This is a genomic window from Geobacillus sp. WSUCF-018B, assembly GCF_002809985.1.
Classification (GTDB): domain Bacteria; phylum Bacillota; class Bacilli; order Bacillales; family Anoxybacillaceae; genus Geobacillus; species Geobacillus thermophilus.
Genome location: NZ_PIJF01000002.1, coordinates 66207 through 87672 on the forward strand (window position 1 = coordinate 66207; position 21466 = coordinate 87672).

19 protein-coding genes, 2 pseudogenes and 1 other annotated feature are annotated in these 21466 nt (G+C 50.6%); of the genes and pseudogenes, 3 read left to right on the forward strand and 18 right to left on the reverse strand.

What is annotated here, in order from left to right; all coding sequences use genetic code 11:
* Window positions 1-119: 119 nt before the first annotated feature.
* The 17 genes and pseudogenes from CV944_RS01290 to CV944_RS01380 all read right to left on the reverse strand — a co-directional run bounded on the left by CV944_RS01290 (window position 120) and on the right by CV944_RS01380 (window position 17908).
* Window positions 120-1103, reverse strand: a complete 984-nt coding sequence (locus CV944_RS01290) for a tetratricopeptide repeat protein (RefSeq protein WP_100658961.1) — start codon at window positions 1101-1103, stop codon at window positions 120-122.
* Between the two features lie 416 nt (window positions 1104-1519).
* The gene (leuD, locus tag CV944_RS01295; protein WP_044744798.1) at window positions 1520-2113 is read right to left on the reverse strand and encodes a 3-isopropylmalate dehydratase small subunit; all 594 of its coding nucleotides are present in this window, start codon (window positions 2111-2113) and stop codon (window positions 1520-1522) included.
* Window positions 2114-2209: 96 nt separating this feature from the next.
* Window positions 2210-3625: a 3-isopropylmalate dehydratase large subunit gene (gene leuC, locus CV944_RS01300; protein ID WP_033010633.1), complete on the reverse strand. Its 1416-nt coding sequence runs from the start codon at window positions 3623-3625 to the stop codon at window positions 2210-2212.
* Between the two features lie 20 nt (window positions 3626-3645).
* On the reverse strand, window positions 3646-4758 hold the full coding sequence (gene leuB / locus CV944_RS01305; protein WP_100663759.1) for a 3-isopropylmalate dehydrogenase: 1113 nt from the start codon (window positions 4756-4758) through the stop codon (window positions 3646-3648).
* A 17-nt stretch (window positions 4759-4775) separates the two neighbouring features.
* A complete protein-coding gene (locus CV944_RS01310) occupies window positions 4776-6323 on the reverse strand; it encodes a 2-isopropylmalate synthase (protein WP_100663760.1) in 1548 nt (515 codons plus the stop codon).
* On the reverse strand, window positions 6310-7335 hold the full coding sequence (gene ilvC, locus CV944_RS01315; protein ID WP_100658962.1) for a ketol-acid reductoisomerase: 1026 nt from the start codon (window positions 7333-7335) through the stop codon (window positions 6310-6312). The genes CV944_RS01310 and ilvC overlap by 14 nt, the downstream gene beginning before the upstream one ends.
* Window positions 7336-7456: 121 nt before the next feature.
* Complete coding sequence (ilvN, locus tag CV944_RS01320; RefSeq protein ID WP_033010639.1) at window positions 7457-7975, reverse strand: acetolactate synthase small subunit; 519 nt, start codon at window positions 7973-7975, stop codon at window positions 7457-7459.
* A complete protein-coding gene (gene ilvB, locus CV944_RS01325) occupies window positions 7954-9687 on the reverse strand; it encodes an acetolactate synthase large subunit (RefSeq protein WP_033010674.1) in 1734 nt (577 codons plus the stop codon). Before ilvB ends, ilvN begins: the two co-directional genes overlap by 22 nt.
* A gap of 70 nt (window positions 9688-9757) precedes the next feature.
* Window positions 9758-10025 (reverse strand) — a binding site (T-box leader).
* A gap of 22 nt (window positions 10026-10047) precedes the next feature.
* Window positions 10048-10947 carry a branched-chain-amino-acid transaminase gene (gene ilvE / locus CV944_RS01335; RefSeq protein WP_100658963.1) on the reverse strand — a complete coding sequence of 300 codons (900 nt, stop codon included), beginning with the start codon at window positions 10945-10947 and terminating at the stop codon, window positions 10048-10050.
* Window positions 10948-11284: 337 nt separating this feature from the next.
* Window positions 11285-11794: a metallophosphoesterase family protein gene (locus CV944_RS01340; RefSeq protein ID WP_033010641.1), complete on the reverse strand. Its 510-nt coding sequence runs from the start codon at window positions 11792-11794 to the stop codon at window positions 11285-11287.
* On the reverse strand, window positions 11791-12405 hold the full coding sequence (locus CV944_RS01345; RefSeq protein WP_100658964.1) for an XTP/dITP diphosphatase: 615 nt from the start codon (window positions 12403-12405) through the stop codon (window positions 11791-11793). Before CV944_RS01345 ends, CV944_RS01340 begins: the two co-directional genes overlap by 4 nt.
* On the reverse strand, window positions 12402-13175 hold the full coding sequence (rph, locus tag CV944_RS01350; protein ID WP_033010643.1) for a ribonuclease PH: 774 nt from the start codon (window positions 13173-13175) through the stop codon (window positions 12402-12404). Before rph ends, CV944_RS01345 begins: the two co-directional genes overlap by 4 nt.
* A gap of 384 nt (window positions 13176-13559) precedes the next feature.
* Window positions 13560-14636: a GerMN domain-containing protein gene (locus tag CV944_RS01360; protein ID WP_063330412.1), complete on the reverse strand. Its 1077-nt coding sequence runs from the start codon at window positions 14634-14636 to the stop codon at window positions 13560-13562.
* 105 nt (window positions 14637-14741) lie between these two features.
* Window positions 14742-15536: a glutamate racemase gene (gene racE, locus CV944_RS01365; protein WP_033010646.1), complete on the reverse strand. Its 795-nt coding sequence runs from the start codon at window positions 15534-15536 to the stop codon at window positions 14742-14744.
* A 9-nt stretch (window positions 15537-15545) separates the two neighbouring features.
* Window positions 15546-15989 (reverse strand): MarR family winged helix-turn-helix transcriptional regulator, encoded by a 444-nt coding sequence (locus CV944_RS01370; protein WP_033010647.1) that lies wholly within the window; start codon window positions 15987-15989, stop codon window positions 15546-15548.
* A gap of 217 nt (window positions 15990-16206) precedes the next feature.
* Window positions 16207-16296: pseudogene (locus tag CV944_RS01375) on the reverse strand (helix-turn-helix domain-containing protein); the annotation flags it as partial.
* Window positions 16297-16339: 43 nt separating this feature from the next.
* Window positions 16340-17908 (reverse strand): recombinase family protein, encoded by a 1569-nt coding sequence (locus CV944_RS01380; RefSeq protein ID WP_100663761.1) that lies wholly within the window; start codon window positions 17906-17908, stop codon window positions 16340-16342.
* Window positions 17909-18328: 420 nt separating this feature from the next.
* On the opposite strand from CV944_RS01380, the gene CV944_RS01385 reads away from it, so the two are divergent.
* The 3 genes from CV944_RS01385 (at window position 18329) to CV944_RS01390 (ending at window position 20632) form a co-directional block, all read left to right on the forward strand.
* Window positions 18329-18823, forward strand: a complete 495-nt coding sequence (locus CV944_RS01385) for a helix-turn-helix domain-containing protein (RefSeq protein WP_100663762.1) — start codon at window positions 18329-18331, stop codon at window positions 18821-18823.
* A 723-nt stretch (window positions 18824-19546) separates the two neighbouring features.
* Complete coding sequence (locus CV944_RS17240; RefSeq protein WP_158236214.1) at window positions 19547-19705, forward strand: hypothetical protein; 159 nt, start codon at window positions 19547-19549, stop codon at window positions 19703-19705.
* Window positions 19706-20227: 522 nt separating this feature from the next.
* Window positions 20228-20632: a hypothetical protein gene (locus CV944_RS01390; protein WP_145994811.1), complete on the forward strand. Its 405-nt coding sequence runs from the start codon at window positions 20228-20230 to the stop codon at window positions 20630-20632.
* 311 nt (window positions 20633-20943) lie between these two features.
* Here the strand turns inward: CV944_RS01390 and CV944_RS01395 are convergent.
* A pseudogene (locus CV944_RS01395) lies at window positions 20944-21283 on the reverse strand (group II intron reverse transcriptase/maturase); the annotation flags it as partial.
* Between the last annotated feature and the right edge of the window lie 183 nt (window positions 21284-21466).

Below are 21466 nucleotides of genomic sequence, written 5' to 3' on the forward strand. Positions count from 1 at the left end.
GCTTGTCCATTATCCTCTTATTATGCTCTGATTATGTAGCAAGTATGCGAAAACAAATACATAGCACAGCCATTATATTATAACATATGAAAGCCATGTTTCAACATCGAACCCTCTATTTAAAAAAAGGAAAGTTTCTCTACCTCGTGCAACTTTTTGCAAAGTTCCGCCATCTCCGCTTCTGTGACACCGTAGCGAGCCGCCACGTCATTCGTTTCGACGTCGATGCCTTGAAACCGGCTCGCCATCCAGTGAAGGGCAGCCATCCATGCCTCGGCATTGGCGGGCTCCGGTGGAAACGGATATAAGATGTAGGCATAACGGAGCCAAATTTCCGCCGCTGTCTCATATAGGCTCGGGCTGTCTGCAGAAAGCCGCTGTTCCAGCAGGCGAAGCAACATGGAAGCAAACTCCGTCTCCGTCTGCTCGTTTAGCGCGGATGGCACCACGTCAATGCGGCGGCCGAATTTTTCGACTGTCACCGCTTCGTCGACCCGTTTGACGGTCAGCAGGCGAAGCAGCATCGTTTTGGCCATCGGGCTTTTGTCCGGCTCGCGCAAATATTGCTTAAGCAGCGGCAATACGGGGCTGATTTCTTCTTTTTCCAACTGCTTGATAAGCTGCATTTGCTCGGCGATGTCTCCTGACTCAAGCAGCCGCTTAGCCTGTTTCCATTCGGCAGGCGGCAGCGGGCGAGCGCTCATTTTTTCGCTGAAGCGGAGAAGCTGGCGAAGCTGTCCGCGCAGCGAAACGGAAAGCGAAGGACGCTGCAAAGCGGCGCGAATGGCTGCTTCCGCTTCGCTGTACCGGTTCGTCTGCAACAAAAGCGCAATATACATCTGCAACAGTTCGCTGTTGTCCGGCTGTTCCTCAAGCAAAGCCGCCAAGCGCCATTCGGCTTCGTCGTGCTCCCCGAGCTCGTAGCAGCAAACGGCAAGCCCGAGCCGAACCGGAAAGCTGCTGTCGCCGAGCTGCTCAGCGGCGCGCAAAAAGCGGAACGCTTCCTTGTACCGCTTCGCCTCAAGCGCCATAAACGCTTCTTCGATCAGCCGTTCCTTTGTTTGTGGAAACATAATGATTTTTCCTTTTTTTTCGCTTCCCATCTTCGCCCGCTCCTATTTTCATTTACTACAAGTGTAGCAAGTTTTCCCCAGCGACACAAGCTGTGGATTGCAGCACACCGCAGCGACATGATGGAAGCACGCCCATACGTTCACAACCGGACAAAGAAACGGGGCGGCGTTAAAAGGCGGTCTGCCTTCAGACGGGAGGCAAATATAGCCCGAAAGGCCGGAGGAAAATGACGGATTCGCCGGATTGATAAGAAATCGCCAGAAGATGAGGGGATGGCGCCGCGATATTTCTGAATAGAAAAAACGTTGCAGGAGGGCCATGTCCCTTTTGACGATCGACTCGTTATAAAGAAGCGCCAGCGCGTGAACGGACGATAAAAAGGGTGCCCCGTCGCTTTTGGGACACCCTTCGTCCATCCCGCCTTGCCGCGCCAAACGCATAACGGCTACGGCCGTGGGCAATGTTTTTGTTCGTACGCGGCAATGTAAGGTTCATATACAAACGTCAAATCGATTTCATCCCATCCTTTTAACAGCAGCTGCCTCCGGTACGGGTCAATGTCAAACGGGCGCGAAAACCCTTCGTCATCGAACACGCGCTGCTCTTCAAGCGACACCGTCAACTCATAGTCAGCGCGCTCACTTTGGCGCAATAAGTAGCGGACATCTTCCCGATCGAGCCGGATCGGCAGCAGTCCATTCTTTAAACAGTTATTGTAAAAAATATCAGCAAATGACGGGGCGATGATCGCGCGAAATCCGTAATCTTGAAGCGCCCAGGGCGCGTGCTCGCGCGACGAGCCGCATCCGAAGTTTTCATCGGCGATCAAAATCGTCGCTCCTTCGTTCTCCGGGCGATTCAGCTCAAACTCCGGATTTGGTGTGCCATCGCTCAAATACCGCCAATCATAAAATAGAAACTGGCCGAATCCGGTGCGCTCGATTCGTTTTAAAAACTGCTTCGGAATGATCTGGTCCGTATCGATGTTCGCCCGGTCGATGCCGGCGGTTTTCCCGCGGTGAATCGTAAACGGCTTCATCCCGTCTCTCCCCTTCCGTCCCGTGTATCGTTCGTTTCTATGCCGCTTTTGAGAAGATAGCCCCAAAACGGGGGCGGCCATATCAAGGAGCACCCGTCATCGGACCGGCTCAGCTTCAAGCTGGCGCACATCGACAAAATGTCCGTAAATCGCAGCCGCCGCGGCCATCACCGGGCTGACGAGATGCGTGCGCGCTCCTTTTCCTTGCCGCCCTTCAAAGTTGCGATTCGACGTTGACGCACAGTGCTCGCCTTCCGGAATGATGTCCGGGTTCATGCCCAAACAGGCGCTGCAGCCGGAGTCGCGCCATTCAAAACCGGCGTCGATGAAAATTTGCGCCAACCCTTCCGCCTCGGCTTGTTTTTTCACTTGCTGCGATCCAGGCACGACGAGCGCCCGTACACCCGGAGCCACTTTTTTCCCTTTCACGATGCTCGCCGCCGCACGCAAATCGCTGAGGCGTGAGTTGGTGCACGAACCGATGAAGACGTGCTGCACCGGAATATCCGTAATCGGCGTGCCCGGCTTGAGCCCCATGTACTCAAGCGCCCGGCGCACCGCGTTTTGCTCTGTTTTGCTTTCAAACTGCTCGGGATGCGGCACGACGCCATCGACCGATGTGCTCATCGCCGGGGTTGTACCCCATGTCACCATCGGGGCGATCGTCGACGCGTCGATTTCAATCGTCTTGTCGTATTCCGCCCCCTCGTCGCTGGCGAGCGCCCGCCACCGTTCGACCGCTTGCTCAAACGCTTCGCCTTTTGGCGCATATTTGCGGCCGCGCAAATAGGCGAATGTCGTTTCATCCGGGCTGATGAGCCCGGCTCTCGCCCCCGCTTCAATCGACATGTTGCAAATCGTCATCCGTTCTTCCATCGACATGCGGCGGATCGCCTCACCGGTAAACTCAATAATATAGCCGGTGCCGACGCCGACGCCATAGCGGCCGATAATGGCCAAGATGACGTCTTTGGCGGTCACCCCTTTGCCGAGACGACCGTTGATGCGGATTTGCAGCGTTTTCGGTTTATGCTGCCAAAGCGTTTGCGTCGCCAGCACGTGCTCGACCTCGCTTGTGCCGATGCCAAACGCCAACGCGCCAAACGCCCCGTGCGTCGACGTATGGCTGTCGCCGCAGACGATCGTTTTCCCCGGTTGGGTCAAGCCGAGCTCCGGACCGATGACGTGCACGATTCCTTGCTCTTCGCTATGCAAATCTGCCAGTGGGATGCCGAACTCGCGGCAGTTGCGCTCAAGCGCAGCGATTTGGTTGCGCGCCACTTCGTCGGTAATCACAAATCGGTTAACGGTCGGCACGTTATGGTCCATCGTCGCAAACGTCAAATCCGGCCGCCGCACCTTCCGCCCGTTTTGCCGCAGCCCCTCAAACGCTTGCGGCGAGGTCACTTCATGCACTAAGTGCAAATCGATGTACAGCAAATCCGGTTTGCCTTCCTCGCGGTAGACGACATGGTTTTCCCATATTTTATCGATGATCGTTTTTGGCTTCATTGGCTTTCACCTCGCGCGTTTTAGGCATAAACGGTCATAATTTGCGCAATGGCTGTGTAATCGAGCACCGCGTTTTTGATTTCTTCCACCATTCTATCTGTCGACACCGCGCGGCCGCCAAACGCCAAATCCGCAGTGCGCAAGCCTTGATCGAGCACCTGCCACACCGCGTGCTCGACCGCCTCCGCTTCCGCAGTGAGCCCGAACGACAGGCGAAGCATCATCGCGGCCGACAAAATCGCGGCAATCGGATTGGCTTTGTTCATGCCGGCGATATCAGGCGCTGAACCGTGCACCGGCTCATACAAACTCGGCCCGGAAGCGGATAAGCTGGCTGACGGCAGCATCCCGAGCGAACCGGACAGCATCGAGGCCTCGTCGCTCAAAATATCGCCAAACATGTTTTCTGTCACAATGACATCAAACTGCTTCGGCGCGCGGATGAGCTGCATCGCGGCATTGTCAACAAGCATATGCTCAAGCGTGACGTCCGGAAATTCCTTCGCCACCTCTTCGGCCACTTCTCGCCATAATCGGCTTGACGACAGGACGTTCGCCTTGTCGACCGACGTCACTTTTTTCTTCCTCCCGCGCGCAAGCATAAACGCCATGCGCACGATCCGTTCGATTTCTTCCTTTTTATATAAGAGAGTGTCAACCGCTCTTTCTTCCCCGTTTTCCACGACGCGGCCGCTCGGCTGGCCAAAGTAAATGCCGCCGGTCAACTCGCGGACGATGATAAAATCGACGCCGCGGATGACATCCGGCTTGAGCGGCGAGGAAACAGCCAAGCTGTCATAACAGACAACCGGCCGCAAATTGGCGTACAAGTCGAGTTGTTTGCGAATCGAAAGCAGCCCTTTTTCTGGACGCAAGTGCGGAGGATTTCCGTCCCACTTCGGACCGCCGACCGCCCCAAGCAGCACCGCATCGCTCTGTTGGCAAAGGCGAAGCGTCTCTTCTGGGAGCGGCGTCCCGGCTTCATCGATCGCGGCTCCGCCAATCAATCCATACTCAAACGCAAACTCGTGGCCAAACCGGATGCCGACCGCTTTTAATACCTCGACCGCTCCGGACGTCACTTCTTTGCCGATGCCATCGCCCGGCAAGACGGCAATCCGATAGTTTCCCATGTTTGAATCCCTCCGTTTTATGATGTTGCCACCTTTTCGTTTTCAGCACGCATCGCTTCGATCATAAACACGCGGTTCATGGCGTTGATGTACGCTTTCGCCGACGCCTCAAGCACGTCTTGCGCCGTTCCGCGCCCGCTCGTTTCAACATCGCGCACGCGCACTTTCACAAACACTTGCGCTAGCGCATCGCGGCCGCCGCCGACCGACTCAATCCGGTAGTCAAGCAGTGTCACCGGCGTTTGGAAGCAACGTTCCAATGTATTGTACAGCGCCTCGACGCTGCCGGCGCCGGTCGCCGCTTCTTGGATTTCATTCCCCTTCCCGTCTTTCAGTACCACGACCGCTGTCGGAATTTGATTCGTCCCGTATTGCACTTGAATGGAAGACAATTGATAAAAATCTTTGAAGTGGTCGAACTTCTCTTCGAAAATCAACGCGATTAAATCGTCGTCGGTAATATCCTTCTTTTTGTCCGCCAGTTCTTTAAAACGGACAAACAGCTGATTGATCTCTTCATCGGACAACGTGTAGCCGAGCTCCTCAACCCGGTTGCGAAGCGCATGGCGGCCGGAATGTTTGCCGAGCACCATCGAATTCGACGGCACGCCGACGAGCTCCGGTGAAATGATTTCGTACGTCGTTTTTTCTTTTAAGACGCCGTCTTGATGGATGCCGGATTCATGCGCAAACGCGTTTTTGCCGACGACCGCTTTGTTGGGTGGAACGACGACCCCGGTCAGCTTGCTGACGAGATTGCTTGTGCGCTTAATTTCTTGCAAATTGAGGCGCGTTTCCACTTGATAATAATCTTTGCGGATGTGAAGGGCGACAGCGATTTCCTCAAGCGCCGCATTGCCGGCCCGCTCGCCGATGCCGTTGATCGTGCACTCGACCTGCGTCGCTCCATGTTCAATGGCCGACAGCGAGTTCACCACCGCCATGCCCAAGTCATCATGACAATGAGCGGAGAGTGAAACATTTTCAATATTCGGAACATTGTTTTGCAAATAGAGGAAAATTTCCCCGTATTCTTTCGGCGTAATATAGCCGACCGTATCCGGAATGTTGATGACCGAGGCGCCGGCTTTGATCACTTCGGCGACGATTTTCGCCAAAAACGGCAGCTCGCTCCGGCACGCATCTTCCGCTGACCATTGGACGATCGGGAAAAAGCGCTTCGCGTATTTCACTGCCTCAACCGCCGCTTCAATCACTTGTTCCGGCGTCATCCGCAATTTATGCACCATATGGATCGGCGAGGTGGCGATGAATAGGTGGAGCCGCGGCTCCGCGCCGCCTTTTAACGCCTCCCACGCCGCATCAATATCGCTTCGGACCGAGCGCGACAGCCCGGTGACCGAGCATGTTCTCACCGTTTCGGCAATTTGTTTGACCGCCTCAAAATCGCCTTTCGATGAGGCGGGGAAGCCCGCCTCGATGATGTCAACCCGCAGCCGTTCAAGCTGACGGGCAATTTCCAACTTTTCTTGCAAATTCAAGTTCACACCAGCGGATTGTTCCCCATCACGCAATGTGGTATCAAAAAACTTAATGTTTCGCACCTGGCACCACCGCCTCGATTTGTTTTGCCTTCACAAACGGCATCATGCTTCGCAGTTCGCGTCCGACAATCTCAATCAAATGCTCATTCTCACGCCGGTTGATGGCGTTGAACTCCGGACGGTTCGCTTGGTTTTCCAAAATCCAGCTTTTCGCGAATTTGCCGGTTTGGATGTCATAGAGCACCTTTTTCATTTCCGCTTTCACAGCGTCGTTAATAATGCGCGGGCCGGTGATAAAGTCGCCCCATTGCGCCGTATCGGAAATCGAATAGCGCATCCACGACAAACCGCCTTCATAAAGAAGATCAACGATGAGCTTCATTTCATGCAAACACTCGAAATAGGCGACTTCCGGCTGATACCCGGCTTCAACGAGCGTTTCAAACCCGGCCTTGATGAGCGCCGTCAGCCCGCCGCACAGCACCGCTTGTTCACCGAACAAGTCGGTTTCCGTCTCTTCTTTGAACGTTGTCTCCAACACCCCAGCTCGAGCAGCACCAATCGCTTTCGCATAGGCGAGCGCCGTTTCTTTCGCGTGTCCGGTTACATCTTGATAAACGGCGATGAGCGCCGGCACCCCGGCTCCTTCCGCATATGTGCGACGCACGAGATGGCCTGGTCCTTTCGGCGCCACCAAGAAGACATCGACATGCTCCGGCGGGACGATTTGGCTGAAATGAATGTTAAACCCGTGCGCAAACACAAGCGCGTTGCCCGGTTCAAGCCCCGGTTCAATCTCTTCCTTGTAGACAGCCGGCTGTTTCTCATCCGGCAGCAACACCATCACAATATCCGCTTGTTTTGCCGCTTCGCGCACCGAGTATACTTCAAAGCCGTCCTGTTCCGCCTGCTCCCACGATTTCCCTTTGCGCAACCCGACAATGACGCGGACGCCGCTGTCGCGCAAGTTTTGCGCATGGGCGTGGCCTTGTGAGCCGTAGCCGATGATCGCGACCGTTTTCCCTTGCAAATATTGTTCGTTTGCATCCCCGTTATAGTAGACTTTTGCCATGATTACCCTCTCCTTTGTCGTGTAGTGTAAATGGGCCGCCATGCGCCCTCATTGCGCACAGGCGCGGTTATTCGTATCGACAATGTTTTGACAACGATCATTGCAACGGAGACAGCGGCCGTTAAATGATAAACGCCGTTTTCTGGTTGGCCGCCGCTTTTTGCGCCCCGCGGGTGAACGCGGTCGTACCGGTGCGCGCCACTTCTTTGATGCCATAGGGGCGCAACAGCTCAATCAACGCCTCGACTTTTTCCGGCTCGCCGGTGACTTGAATGACGAGGCTGTCTTTGCTGACGTCGACGATCGAGGCGCGGAACGGCTCAATGAGCGTGTAGATTTCTTGGCGGATCGCCGGAGCAGCCGCCACTTTCACAAGCGCCAGCTCACGGGCGACGATCGCCTGATCCGTGATGTCATTGACTTTCAATACATCGATCTGCTTGTTTAGCTGTTTGATAATTTGTTCCGCGGTCCGTTCGTCGTCGACATTGACGACAAATGTCATCCGCGAGACTCCATCGATTTCCGTATGCCCGACGGTGATGCTTTCGATATTGTAATGCCGCTTCGTAAACAGCCCGGTGATGCGGTTTAACACGCCCGGGCGGTTGTTGACCGTCATCGTGATAATTCTTCGCACGCTTTCACCCCCACCATTTCATGAAGCCCTTTGCCGGGCGCCACCATCGGATACACGTTCTCGTCGGCGCGGACGTGGAAATCCAACAGCACCGGGCCGTCCATCGCAAACGCTTGTTTTAACACTTCAGCTGCTTCCGCCTCCGTCTTCGCCCGCAGCCCCGGTATGCCGTATGCTTCAGCGAGTTTTACAAAATCCGGCTGATTCGGGATGAGCGAATGGGAGTACCGTTTTTCGTAAAACAGCTCCTGCCATTGCCGCACCATGCCGAGCGCCTGGTTGTTGACGATGACGATTTTAATTGGCAACCCCAGCTCTTGAATGACCGACAGCTCTTGAAGCGTCATTTGGAAACCGCCGTCGCCGACGATGGAAACGACGGTCGCGCTCCGATCCGCCAGCTGGGCGCCGATCGCTGCCGGAAGCCCAAAGCCCATCGTGCCGAGCCCCCCGGACGTCACCCACCGGTGCGGTCGATTGAACTTGTAATATTGCGCCGCCCACATTTGGTGCTGGCCGACGTCCGTTGTGACGATCGCTTCGCCATTTGTCAATTCGTAAATCATTTCGACAAGCTTTTGCGGCTTGATCGTCCCGGCTTCCGGCTCGTAATGGAGCGGGAAGCGCCGCTTCCACTCATTGAGCTGTTCGAGCCACGCCGCGTTGTCAGCCGGTTTGCCTTGCTGGGCGATCAGTTCCTGCAGCGCCGCTTTGGCGTCGCTGACAATCGGAATTTTGGTCGGCACGTTTTTGCCGATTTCCGCCGGGTCGATGTCGATATGAGCGACAGTCGCCTTTGGCGCGAAGTATTTCAAGTTGCCGGTGACCCGGTCGTCAAAACGGGCGCCGATGTTGATAAGCAAATCGCACTCATAGAGCGCCATGTTCGCCGTGTACGTCCCGTGCATGCCCGCCATCCCCAAGAAAAGCGGATGGTCTGCCGGGAAGCCGCCAAGGCCAAGAAGCGTATGAACGACCGGAATGTTTTGCTGCTCGGCGTACTGCCGCAATTCGTTTGCCGCGTCGGCGTGCAAGACGCCGGCGCCGGCTAAAATGACCGGCCGCTTCGACTGGCTGACCGCCTCGACAAGACGGCGGATTTGCCAATGGTTCGGCTGCGTCGTCGGCTGATACCCAGGCAAGCAAACTTCTTCATCGTAATCGAATTCCCCTTCGGCCGTTGTGATGTCTTTCGGAATATCGATCAACACCGGCCCCGGCCGTCCAGTCGTTGCGATGTGGAACGCCTCTTTGATGATTTTCGGCAGCTCACTGATGTCGCGCACTTGGTAGTTGTGTTTCGTAATCGGCATCGTAATCCCGACGACATCGGCTTCCTGAAAGGCGTCCGAGCCGATGACGCTCGTCGCTACTTGCCCAGTGAACACGACGAGCGGCAACGAATCCATCATGGCGTCGGTCAGTCCGGTGACGATGTTGGTCGCTCCCGGCCCCGATGTTGCGATGACGACCCCCGGTTTTCCCGAAATGCGCGCGTACCCTTCCGCCGCATGAATGGCTCCCTGCTCGTGCCGCGTCAAGACGTGAAACACACCGGCTTTATACAGCTCATCGTAAAGCGGAAGCACCGCGCCGCCCGGATAGCCGAAAATGACTTCGACTTGCTCCGCCTTCAGCGCTTCGATCAACATCATCGACCCGCTCATCCTCGTCTTCGTCTTCGCCTGCTCCTCCACGTTCATCTTTGCCATCGTCGATCCTCCCCGTTGGTTGTGATCCATATAAAAAACCTTTTCACCCACCATGACTGGCATTTCCAGCCAAAGGGGCGAAAAGGTTTCCTTTCCGCGGTACCACCCTTCTTCACGGCCATGACGGCCGCCTCAGGAGCAGCCAGCCGAAACCGGCTGCTCGTTTTTTGTAACGGGTGAAGCGCACATCCCCACCCGTCCGGCCCTACTGGCGAATCTGCGTTCAAGCCGGCGCTCGGAGGTGAGTTCATCAAGCGGCAACATCACCGGTTCGCAGCTCCCCCGGCTCTCTGTGGATGTTGGCCCCGCTGACTACTTATCCTCGTCAACGCTTTCTCGCTATATGGTTGTCATTCTTGCTCAACTGACATTGGCGTTCGTCGGATACACCTTTACTCCTTCGACGACTACGCGGCGGCGGAATTCTTCAAGCAGCCGCTTCGTATGCGGACCCGGCGTCCCGTCGCCGATCGTCCGGCCATCGACTTTAATGACGGAAATGACTTCGGCTGCCGTCCCGGTTAAAAACACTTCATCTGCCACATACACGTCATGGCGGGTGAACGGCTCCTCTTTCACCGTATAGCCGAGATCAACGGCAATTTCCATAATCGCCTGACGCGTGATGCCTTCCAGCGCCCCGACATACCCTGGAGGCGTGTAAATGACGCCGTTTTTAATGATGAAGACGTTGTCGCCGGAACCTTCGGCCACATATCCTTGGTCGTTTAAGATCAGCGCCTCGCTCACGTTGGCCAAATGCGCTTCGATCTTCACGAGAACATTGTTCAAATAGTTGAGCGATTTGACCTTCGGACTCAGCACATCAGAGCGGTTGCGGCGCGTCGCTACTGTCACCACTTCGATGCCGGTTTCATATAAATGTTTTGGAAAGAGCGCGAGCGGCTCCACGATAATGACGATTTGCGGCGTTTTGCATTTGTACGGATCAAGGCCCAAATCGCCGACCCCGCGCGAAACGACTAAGCGAATGTATGCATCCTGATAGCCGTTGCGGCGGATCGTTTCGAGCACGTGGCCAATCATTTCTTCCTTCGTGTACGGAATGTCGAGCAAAATCGACTTGGCCGAATTGTACAGCCGATCTATGTGCTCCTCAAGGCGGAAGACGTTGCCGCTGTAGACGCGGATGCCTTCAAATACGCCGTCCCCATACAAAAATCCATGGTCATACACGGAAATTTTGGCGTTTTCTTTTGTCACAAATTCTCCGTTTAAAAAGATCCATTGTTCGCCCACTTCGGTTCCCCTCTTCCTTGATCAGTCAACGGTTGCTTTAAACGGCTCGGTGATGTGTTTGAGGCGTTTCTCTTGTTTGAAAATTATAATAATCCGAAACGACCGCGCCGTCAATAACGTTTTTTTGAAAATTTCGATTCGTCAAACTACTTGTATGCGCTTACAATGTGATAGAATCAAGGATTTGCCGTTTAAAAAATTTTTTCTTCGCCCAGCAGTGAAGAGGGAAGAAGCTATGTTTCCCCATTCGCAAAAGCAACGCAACGCCGCCGGCTCGAGAAACCCGTCGGCCTCTTGAAAACGTCCGGAAAACGAAAAAGGCGGACGCTTTGTCCGCCTAGATGGAAAACGTTTGTTGCAAGCCTGGGACCGGCTTCCCTGCTGTGTCGTAAAATTCCACTGTCGCCCGGCCGTTTGCAGCGGTCAGCACCGCGTACGTTCTTTCTTTTCTCCCGCGCGGCAAGGCGATGCTGCCGGGATTGATGAACAGCACCCCCTCGATTTGCTCGGCCCCAGCCAGGTGGGAATGGCCGAAACAAACGACATGGGCGCTCGTTTCTTTCGCCCGGTAGTAGAGGCGCAGCAGCGACGTTTTGACGCCGTACAAATGGCCGTGCGTGATGAGAAAGCGAAGGCCTTCCGCCTCCTCGGTCCGCTCATTCGGAAACGCCGCTTCAACATCGCAGTTGCCGCGCACGACAACAAATGGAGCAAGTTCGGCCGCTTGAGCCGACAGCTCGGAATCGCCGCAATGAATAAACAGATCGGCTTCATGGCGATGGCGCTCGACAATGGCGGAGAGTTCGCCGCTGAGCCCGTGGCTGTCGCTTACAACGACCGCTTTCATTCCGTCCGTCCCTCCCCTCCCATGATGTCATCCCATTGCTCGTCAAGCTTGGCCAGCGCCTTCGCCCGGTGGCTGATCTCATTTTTCTCTTCCGGGGTGAGTTCCGCCATCGTCTTCCCCTTTTCCGGAAGATAAAAGACGGGGTCATAGCCAAAACCGCCTTCTCCCCGCGGCGCTTCGGCGATGTACCCTTCGCACGCCGCCTCCACAACGGCCGTCGGCCGCCCGGGGATGGCGACCGCCAGTGCGCAATGAAACCGGGCGGTGCGCTGTTCTATCGGCACGCCTTCCAACTCGTGAAGCAGCTTCGCGATGTTGCGCGCATCGTTTTTGTCTTCACCGGCATAGCGGGCTGAATAGACGCCCGGCCGGCCGCCGAGCGCATCGACCACGAGCCCGGAATCATCGGCGATCACCGGGCAGCCGAAACGGCGAGATATGGCTTCCGCTTTTAACCGGGCGTTTTCGGCAAACGTGCTTCCCGTCTCCTCGACGTCCGGAACGTCCGGAAAATCAAGCAGCGATTTGACGTCGATGCCCCGCTTCGCAAACAAAGCGGCAAATTCGCGCACTTTTCCGGCATTTTTCGTCGCGATCACAATCTTGTTCACTCTGTCCCCTCCTCCTGCTTCGCTTCTTGCTTCGTCCCGATGCGAGCCGCCCAATCGCCCAAAACGCGGCGCTGCACGGCGATCAGCTGTTCAATGCCGATGTGCGCCGCCTCAAGCAATTCATCGAGCTCGGCGCGAGAAAAAGTCGCTTCTTCCCCGGTCCCTTGAATTTCAACAAACTGGCCGGATCCGGTCATGACGACGTTCATATCGACTTTTGCCCGCGCGTCTTCATCGTAATTCAAATCGAGCACAACGCCATGCTCCGGATCGATGCCAACGGACGTAGCGGCAAGAAAATCGCGGATTGGAAGCGCCTCGAGCTTCCCTTCGTCAACGAACTTGGAAAGCGCCAGCACGAGCGCCACGTAGCCGCCGGTGATCGAGGCGGTGCGCGTTCCGCCGTCCGCCTGAATGACGTCGCAATCGATCCAAACCGTTCGTTCGCCAAGCCGCTCCAACTCAACGACCGAGCGGAGCGCGCGGCCGATCAGGCGTTGAATTTCCATCGTCCTCCCCGACACTTTCCCTTTGCTTGCCTCCCTCGCATTCCGCTGCTCTGTCGCCCGCGGCAGCATCCCATATTCGGCGGTGATCCATCCTTTTCCGCCGCCGCGCATAAACGGCGGCACTTTTTCTTCCACCGTCGCCGTGCAAATCACTTTCGTGTCGCCGATTTCAATCAACACGGACCCTTCGGCATGTTTCACATAATGCGGCTGTATATGTACAGGGCGCAGCTCACGGTTATGTCGTCCGTCTGCTCTCATTCACTCTTCCTCCTTTTTCCTTCCCGTTTGCCAGCAGGAGCCGGTCGGTCCTGCCTCCTTCCCTGCATCACGACTCCGTGCCGCCGTTGCCAAAAAACAAAGAGGCGGAGCACGCTTCCACCTCTTTGTTATACCATAACAGCCTATTCGTTTCCAGCTTGGGTGAACACCCCACCACCTACGCTTCGCTTAGAGGCGGGGGCTTCAAGCGACTTGTGCGTGTTCGCCGAACGGTAAGCCACACACAAGAACCCTTTACGCTTTCCTTCGTTCCGAAGGGGTCCGTTCTAACCTTATTTTATCCTATTCGTTGGCTAACGCCAACCGACATTCATCTCCCACTTTCACTTTGCTTAGAAGCGGGAGACTTCTTTCGGAAAGATGTTAAAACGCCCCGGTATTGACGTTTTGTGGGCGGGCGACCGGTTTTGTGAGCGGTTTGCCGTCTTCCGTAACAAGATCGGCTTTGCCGTTCACCGTAATCGTGACGCTCTCAACGCCGCTTTGCTCGGTGAGCGACAACACAAGCGAGTTCAAGACGACGTCAGAAATCACATTTTTCTTGTTGCTGCCAAAAATGCCTTCGTTAAAATTGAGCGTGACTTGGCCATCTTCGTATTTTGGCTTGTCAAGCAGCTTGGCGTCCGGCTGGAAGACGCCGACAAGCCCGCTGCCATGTTCCGGCCCTTGAATAAGTTCATGGACCGCCGCCGCGATATCATCTTTCTCTTGGTTGGAAACACGTCTTGTCACAGGGACATAATACGTCGTTTCTCCCTGTTGGGCAACAAAATACACGGTGACGGGATGCGTATTCGTAATGTCCGGCACACCGCCCGCCTCCATGTTGATGCCGTCGGCGCGGCTCACCCCGTCTTGAATCGGCGTTTTATTGACCGGCATCACCTCTTGGTCATAACCGTTAATGCGGATTTTGACGCGCTTAATGTTGTCAAACTGCGTCAACGTCCACACAATGGCTTGCAAAATCCGCTTTTCGTCTTCCGGTTTGTATTGCTTGAATTCCGGTGAAAAATCGGCGATCAACGTCCCGTCTTTTTCAAGTTTGGTGCCAAGCACGGTTGTCCCTGCCGGAATGACGGCGCGGAAACCGTTCGGCAACATATTCGACACCGGGCCGTCTTCAACCAAATACTCAAGCACTTGTTTCGCAACAGCCTGCGTTTTTGGCAACTCAACCGTTTGCGGCACGACATATCCGTTTTTGTCAATCAGGTAAAGCTCTCGCTTGACCGTCTCGGTCGCCTTCGCTTCCTCTTTGGCCCCCTCTTTCCCTTTCGTTGCCTCCTCGAGCGCCTGGCCGTCTTTTACATAGCTCGTGTCTTGCGGCGGATCAATTTCCTTCACTGCTTCATCTTGGCCAAACAAGCCGCAGCCGCCGAGCAGCAAAAGCGAAGCGAGCACCGGCGCCGTCCATCTATGAACCGTCCGTTTGCCCATTGACGTTCCCTCCTACTCGTGGTTTGTACTACTATGTATACGAGCCGCTGTCCAAAATAGAATAAAAAAATCCTTTAGCGTCTATGCGCTAAAGGATTTTTTTGCCTACAGGCGAATCGATTCCACCGTGCCGATCGGTCTGCCAAACCACTTTCTTGAAATCTTTTCAAAAAGCTCTTTCGGACCGGTCGTAAAAAACAAATGCTCCGGCTCGCGCTGGCCCGTATAAAGAAGGTGGCTGTGATGCAAAATGGCGCTCACTTCGCGGGCCGTTTCACCGCCCGAGCAAATCAGTTTCACTTTTTTGCCCATGTAGGCCCGGATCAGCGGGGCAAGCAGCGGATAATGCGTACAGCCTAAAATAAGCACGTCAATCGGCAGCGGGCGCAGCGGAGCAAGCGACTCGGCGACGACCGCCTTCGCTTTCTCCCCTTCAAAATCGCCGCTTTCGACCAGAGGGACAAACTTCGGGCACGCCAAGCTTTCGACATGGACGTGCGGATTGATCGATTGGAGCGCCTTTTCGTACGCCTTGCTTCTCACCGTGCCGATCGTGCCGATCACGCCAATATGCCCATTTTTTGTCGCCTTCAAGGCGGCGCGGGCGCCGGGATGAACGACGCCGAGCACTGGAATGTCAAGCCGCTCCCGCACTTCATCGAGCGCGACCGCGGTTGCCGTGTTGCAGGCAATGACAAGCATTTTCAACGGATATTGCCGCAAGTAGTGAATCATCTGCCATGTAAATCGGCGAATTTCTTCAACCGGGCGCGGCCCGTACGGACAGCGGGCGGTGTCGCCAAGGTAAATGATCTGTTCCTTTGGCAGCTGCCGCATAATTTCTTTGGCGACGGTTAAGCCGCCGACTCCTGAATCAATGACACCAATTGCTCTTTCCAAGTGATCGCCTCATTCTTTCATCATTTCTTGATGCAGTTTGCGCAAACAGCGCTCAAAAACGACAATTTCTTCATCCGAAAAGTTTTCCAGCACTTGGGCCAAATCGCGCTGGCGTTTTTCAATCACTTCCTCAATGATGCGCTCGCCTTTTTCGAGCAGGTGAATGCGGACGACGCGCCGATCATGTTCATCACGCACTCGGGCGACGAGACCGTTTCGCTCCATACGATCGACCAAGTCGGTCGTCGTGCTGCACGCCAAATACATTTTGTTCGATAACTCGCCAACCGTCAAGTCCCCTTCTTCAAGCAGCCATTGCAACGCGACAAACTGCGGAGGCGTGATGGGGTAGTTCGTTAAAATTTCGCGGCCGCGCTGTTTTAAGTTGGCGGCGATATAGCGAAGCAATTTTTCCAACTCGGCAACCGTTTTTTCGTTCATCGCAGACGACATACAATCTCCCCTTGATCATTTTCGCGGCCTGGCCCCAAAACAACGTGCCTCAGCCAACGGCCATTCTATTTTTCATTTTACAATACCGAGGGACATAATCAATACAAAATAATATAGAACGCCGCTGCAGACAAAAGGCCAGACAGGCGGCAAAGCCTCGTCCGGCCGCAAAGGAACATAACAGCCGGCCACCCGGAAAGGGAAAAGCCGGCATTGTTTAAAGTTTCAGTTCGCCCATTCGAAGCAATTCAATCACAGCTTGCGAGCGCCCCTTGACCCCAAGCTTTTGCATCGCATTCGTAACATATTATGATTGCATAACGAACATTTTAAAAAAAATTCACGTGAATTTACGTTAATGTTCCGAGTGGTGTAAAGATCTCGGTATTTCCGTGTTTATCCACGGTAATTTCATCGACGATCTGTTTTAAAACGAGCTGGAGTTCCGCTACATTTTCATAATTCAAATTGGCTAAATCGTTTAGCGCGTTTTTGATTCTTCTTTTAACCAGTTCATCGTCGTGTTTTTGTTCTTTGATTTTTTTTAACTTATTTAATCGTTTTTCCAACGCTTCAATTTCTTTTTCGTATTCGACTTTTTCAAATTCATACTGCTCTTTGGATACGTCCCCATTTTTAAATTCTTTTCTCAATTCGAATAGGTGTCTTCTTGTGTTCAGCAGCTTTCTTTCCACTTTTTCGATTTCTTTTTCTGCGTCTTTTTCTTTATTGGAAGCAGGGATCGTAAGGTTTTCGGTAATGTTTTCTACATCAATCCATTTCTTTAATTGCTCGGTAATGTGGGCAAGTAGGGAATTACGAAATTCTTCAAGCGGAATCCAAAGATCGTTTTCGCATGCTGCTGCTCCCATTCGTCTTCTGCTGGAACAAATTAAATAACGATATTGTTGCCCTTTCTTTCCTCGTTTACCGGATAACATCGAAACAAAACTGCTTCCGCAATGTTTACATTTAATCAAACCAGAAAACGGATTGACTTTAACGTTTCTTACACCACCTCTTGTACCTCCACCGCGTACTTGACGGATTTCCTGCGCTTTTTGGAATGTATCCTCATCAATAATCGCTTCCCAATCTTTCCCTTCGTTTCTCATCCATTCATCCTTGGATTTTTGGACCAAACGTTTTCTTCGGTTTGTAGGATTATTTAAATCATAAATAAATTGAACAGCATATTTACTATAGACATTTCTTCCTGTATATGCTTCATTTTGCAGAATTCGTTGAATGGTCGTTACTCCCCAAAGACCACCACGAGGAGACGGAATGTTTTGTTCATTTAACGCGTTGACAATCGCTTTTTCTCCCATGCCATTATGGACATACCAGTGATAAATTAAACGAACAATCGCTGCTTCATCTTTGTTAATTTCTAACGTTTTTTTGCCGTCTTTGATGACTTTTCGATAACCATAAGGAGCAAACGACCCAGTAAAATTTCCTTGCATTGCTCGTGCTTTGATCCCACGTCTTGACGCATTTGAAATTTGTTTTGCGTAGTTTTCATTGATCAACTGATGTAATTCGAATTTATTTGAATCCTTATCTACTAATGAATCAAAATTTTCATCGACCGAAATTAACCGAATCCCCAATGCATCTACTAAAATTCGCTTCATATTTAATGAATCGGTTAAGTCACGCGAAAAACGAGACAAAGAAGCAAAAATAACCGTTTTAAAGTAACCTTTTTTCGCATCTTCCAATAGTAGTTGCATGTCTTCCCGTTCTGTGATGCTTGTTCCAGTAGATCGGTCTTCATAGTAATATTCCACTTTTAGCCCTTTTGATTCCGCTTCTACTTCACAAATTTTTCGCTGGTTTTCCGGTGAAAGTCTTTGTTCTTCTTTCTCGGTCGATACACGTACATAAATGGCGGCGATGTTTTCGCTACTCATCCGTTTCACCCCAATCACAATAAAAAAACCTCATTGTTTTGCAATGAGGTTTCGTTTCTTCTATTATACTATACTTCGTTTCTCTCTTCACTTAGAACTTTCTGGATCGTCCGATGGACTAGCTCCTCGACCACTTTCTTTCCATCTCGGTCCTTTTTTGACGGTTTGATGATAAATGTGAAGCTCGGCTTTTTCTTAGGAAGTCCCATTCCGATCCCCTCCCCGCTTCTCTATATCTCTATTCCCAACCCCGTTTGTCTGATTCCGTTATTAATGTTGTTTTTATTTTTCATTATTTATGTGTTATATGTTATATACATTTTCATTTTATAGCAATTGTTGTATAAAATCAAATTTATTTTGCGTTAGATGTTAAAAAATGATATAGTAGACATGGAATAAATAAAAGGAGGAAACACAATGTCGGTGGAGTTTGCTGCATTCGTGAAACAGGTGCGGTTAGCAAAAGGGGTTTCCGGAAGGGAACTTTCCAGGCGAATCGGAATGAATGGCACTTATATCGGACAATTAGAAAAAGGGTATATCAAAAATATACCCGTTTCGGTTGCCAAACGAATTCTAGAAGAATTGGATGTAAAAAACGAGGAAGACGTTTTGATGAAATTTGGAATTATTGACAAATCGGATCGTTTAATGCTTCTCTTCGATCAAGAAGAAGTGGAACGGAAACGATTACTCGATTTAATTAAAAACGATTTGGAAAACATGCCATTTGAACAAGTCAATGCGATATATACCTTATTCAACCAATATCGAAATTTACTGATGGATCTTTATCGATTACATGAAATAAGCAAATACACACAAAGAAACAATCCAATAAATTCTCTGAAAGACTATCTAGAATTTTTGTTGCAAAAACACGAAGAAAACAATATGCACAAAACGGAATAAAACAGAGAAAACAGTATATACTAACATTAAACGGAGAAGAAGGTTGGTACATGCTTCATTTTTTCCTCTCATTCCTCCTTTTTTCTTTTTTCATATGATCACCTCGACCTGTCAAATGGCAGGTTCTTTTTTTCATTTTATGTTATTTTATTTTACTTTATTGTGATTTTTATTGATTCTTTGCGAATAATTTTCAATCCAATGATGTTTTTACTGTTCTTTGTGTTTGTTTGTTAATTCTAATATCATTTCGTTTACGCATCTTTATTGGTGAATTATGAATCTGAATTGAAAAAGAGTGATCAAGCTACCCTTCGTTTAACTAAGACACGTTTCTAACAAACCTTTTTTCTTGTTACTTTATTTATATAACAATTCGCTTTTTATTAGCTTAAATCATACGAAAACATGTAACCGACGAGCAAAATTGGTTCTTACGCAATCTTGGCGACAGGGGGATAGCTAATTGAGAAAGTTAGTGTGTAAATTAGAATTTTTAAGCTTCTCATTCTCGATTATCTTGACTTTTCACCAAAAGAACATGAGAGCCAGTTTTATTTAGCAATCACAAAACATAACATATTACAAAGAATAATGGAGAGAAATCGCTTGTAGAATGTAAAAGACACAATAAATCCGAGTAATAAGTCTGAATGTTAGAAAATCTAACAGCACACTGATGGATTGCCATGCTCTCCAAGTATAAAAAAGGAGTTAGAAGCTATGTCATTTCAACCACCATCAGAAAGAAGAAAAAAGAATTCAGTTGATCCAAAAGAAATTATCGAAAAAGTAGATAAAGAACATGAAAGAAAGATGAGGGAAATTATAGAAAATTTCAAAAAGGAAGCAGAAAAAATAAAAAACGAAGGTAATGAATAATTGATTTGCCTTCTTTGATTGGAATCATGTTTCTTTCAAGTTATTGGATGGTTTCTAACATTCATCTAAATTTTCCTTTTAGTGGATTTTAAAGCTTCAATAGGATTTTTAAGGCTCCAAAAAACATCCATGAGTAAGCTTTTACTCGCCACCCAAGCATGAAAATAACCGCTCATGGATTCATTATTTTCACAGAAAAGATCCATGGGCAGCGCGCTTTGCCCTCCACCCGGGGATGAAAATCTCGCGTCAGTCCTGCATTTTCACGGAAAAGATCCATGGGCAACGTTTTGCCCTCCACCCGGGCATGAAAATGACCAATCCAAGCACGTGCATTTTCACGGAAAAAGAGATTATTTTGATTCATTTCCCATCAAAATCATATTCTGATAATATACATTATCGGAAGTTTATTACTTTCCATTCCTGATCTTCTGGTCTTATTGTTCATGGATGTTTATTTTGAATACGGATAAGGAGGTGTAAACTGGCTTGGTTATCACCAAGCCAGGAAAAGCGATGATGTCCATTCAACAAAGGTATGGAAAAGATATTTGGGAATTTATTGTTCAAGCAGTGGTGGATCATGCAGAATTTCCAGTAGAATCTCATGAACTTACTCCATATACCTATGTTACTGAATTATTTTCCTTGACTTCTCCAACCGGAAAAAACCGATTGGGAAATGTATTATTTGACGTGTTTGATCGAGTAAACGAGCTTTGTGGCATTGATTTAAAAATCGATTATCCACCAAGAAGTGAATTTCATCTTTTTCCTCAATTAAAAGATATTTGGAATTATTTTATCAGGCGATTAGAATCAGAATGGGTATCTCAAAAAATACAGCGTTCGAAAGAAAAAAAATCAGCCAAAGGAATCATCATTCCATTCCCAGAAAAAACAGACCCCAAAAAAACAGAGTAAATCATAATGTAAATTTTCATTTTATTTTGCTTTCACATTATCGCATTATTTCATAGAAATATATTTACAAAATTAAATACACGGCTTTACATAAAGTGGCGGACATGTTAGGCAAAATGCCTGGCGAAACAAGGAATGGCGGTCGCCCCTTTCGCCAGATGTCCGCAGATGCTTCATGCCAGTCCATCTTAACGACTCTTTTGTAAAAATAAACGGAAAGCTTTACGCAATACTCCAGATTTTTGAGGAAATAAAGCGCAAAAATTCCTTTAAATTTGCAAGAGTCTTTCTAAGCCAAATCCACTTACCTAGCGATATCCTTCTTTGATGTACCCTTTTGCTTCCCTAACCGCGTCGCGTCCCCTTTTGTTTTGACGAAATCCATAACTGTTTTCCGAAAACGCAGGGTCATAAATCGGTATGAGCACTTGGGCAATTGCTTGTTGGATGAAACGGTCTGTCACGGTAGGAATTCCTAGCAGCCTTACTCTACCCGTTCGCTTTCGGTATTTCGATTCGACGGACCGGAGAAGGTTGGCAGGTTTCCTCTCTTGACGCTTTCCATAAGGTTTTCCAGTTTTCATGGAAGTGCCTTCGCAGGTCTTTTGCGGACATACCATCTATGGCATGACTGCCTTTATTGCATTCCACTTATTTTAAAGCTGTTAAAAGATTTTCCTTTTCTACGCAAACGATATCCCCTATTTATTCCAATCTCTGCTCTCCCCCTCTTGAAGTTCCCATGGGATTCGCCATTTCCTCCTTGATAGATTACACCCATGCCGGGCGCACAAGAAAAAAGAAACAGCGAAAAATGCCGTTTCTTTCGATTAA

Bases quoted from the DNA above. Each gene is read 5' to 3' on its own strand.
- leuC (WP_033010633.1), bottom strand. From the start codon at position 3,625: ATGAAGCCAAAAACGATCATCGATAAAATATGGGAAAACCATGTCGTC.
- CV944_RS01380 (WP_100663761.1), bottom strand. From the start codon at position 17,908: ATGAGTAGCGAAAACATCGCCGCCATTTATGTACGTGTATCGACCGAG.
- CV944_RS01370 (WP_033010647.1), bottom strand. From the start codon at position 15,989: ATGTCGTCTGCGATGAACGAAAAAACGGTTGCCGAGTTGGAAAAATTG.
- CV944_RS01290 (WP_100658961.1), bottom strand. From the start codon at position 1,103: ATGGGAAGCGAAAAAAAAGGAAAAATCATTATGTTTCCACAAACAAAG.
- leuD (WP_044744798.1), bottom strand. From the start codon at position 2,113: ATGAAGCCGTTTACGATTCACCGCGGGAAAACCGCCGGCATCGACCGG.
- ilvC (WP_100658962.1), bottom strand. From the start codon at position 7,335: ATGGCAAAAGTCTACTATAACGGGGATGCAAACGAACAATATTTGCAA.
- CV944_RS01390 (WP_145994811.1), top strand. From the start codon at position 20,228: ATGTCCATTCAACAAAGGTATGGAAAAGATATTTGGGAATTTATTGTT.
- leuB (WP_100663759.1), bottom strand. From the start codon at position 4,758: ATGGGAAACTATCGGATTGCCGTCTTGCCGGGCGATGGCATCGGCAAA.
- CV944_RS17240 (WP_158236214.1), top strand. From the start codon at position 19,547: ATGTCATTTCAACCACCATCAGAAAGAAGAAAAAAGAATTCAGTTGAT.
- ilvB (WP_033010674.1), bottom strand. From the start codon at position 9,687: ATGGCAAAGATGAACGTGGAGGAGCAGGCGAAGACGAAGACGAGGATG.
- CV944_RS01340 (WP_033010641.1), bottom strand. From the start codon at position 11,794: ATGAAAGCGGTCGTTGTAAGCGACAGCCACGGGCTCAGCGGCGAACTC.
- CV944_RS01360 (WP_063330412.1), bottom strand. From the start codon at position 14,636: ATGGGCAAACGGACGGTTCATAGATGGACGGCGCCGGTGCTCGCTTCG.
- rph (WP_033010643.1), bottom strand. From the start codon at position 13,175: ATGAGAGCAGACGGACGACATAACCGTGAGCTGCGCCCTGTACATATA.
- CV944_RS01385 (WP_100663762.1), top strand. From the start codon at position 18,329: ATGTCGGTGGAGTTTGCTGCATTCGTGAAACAGGTGCGGTTAGCAAAA.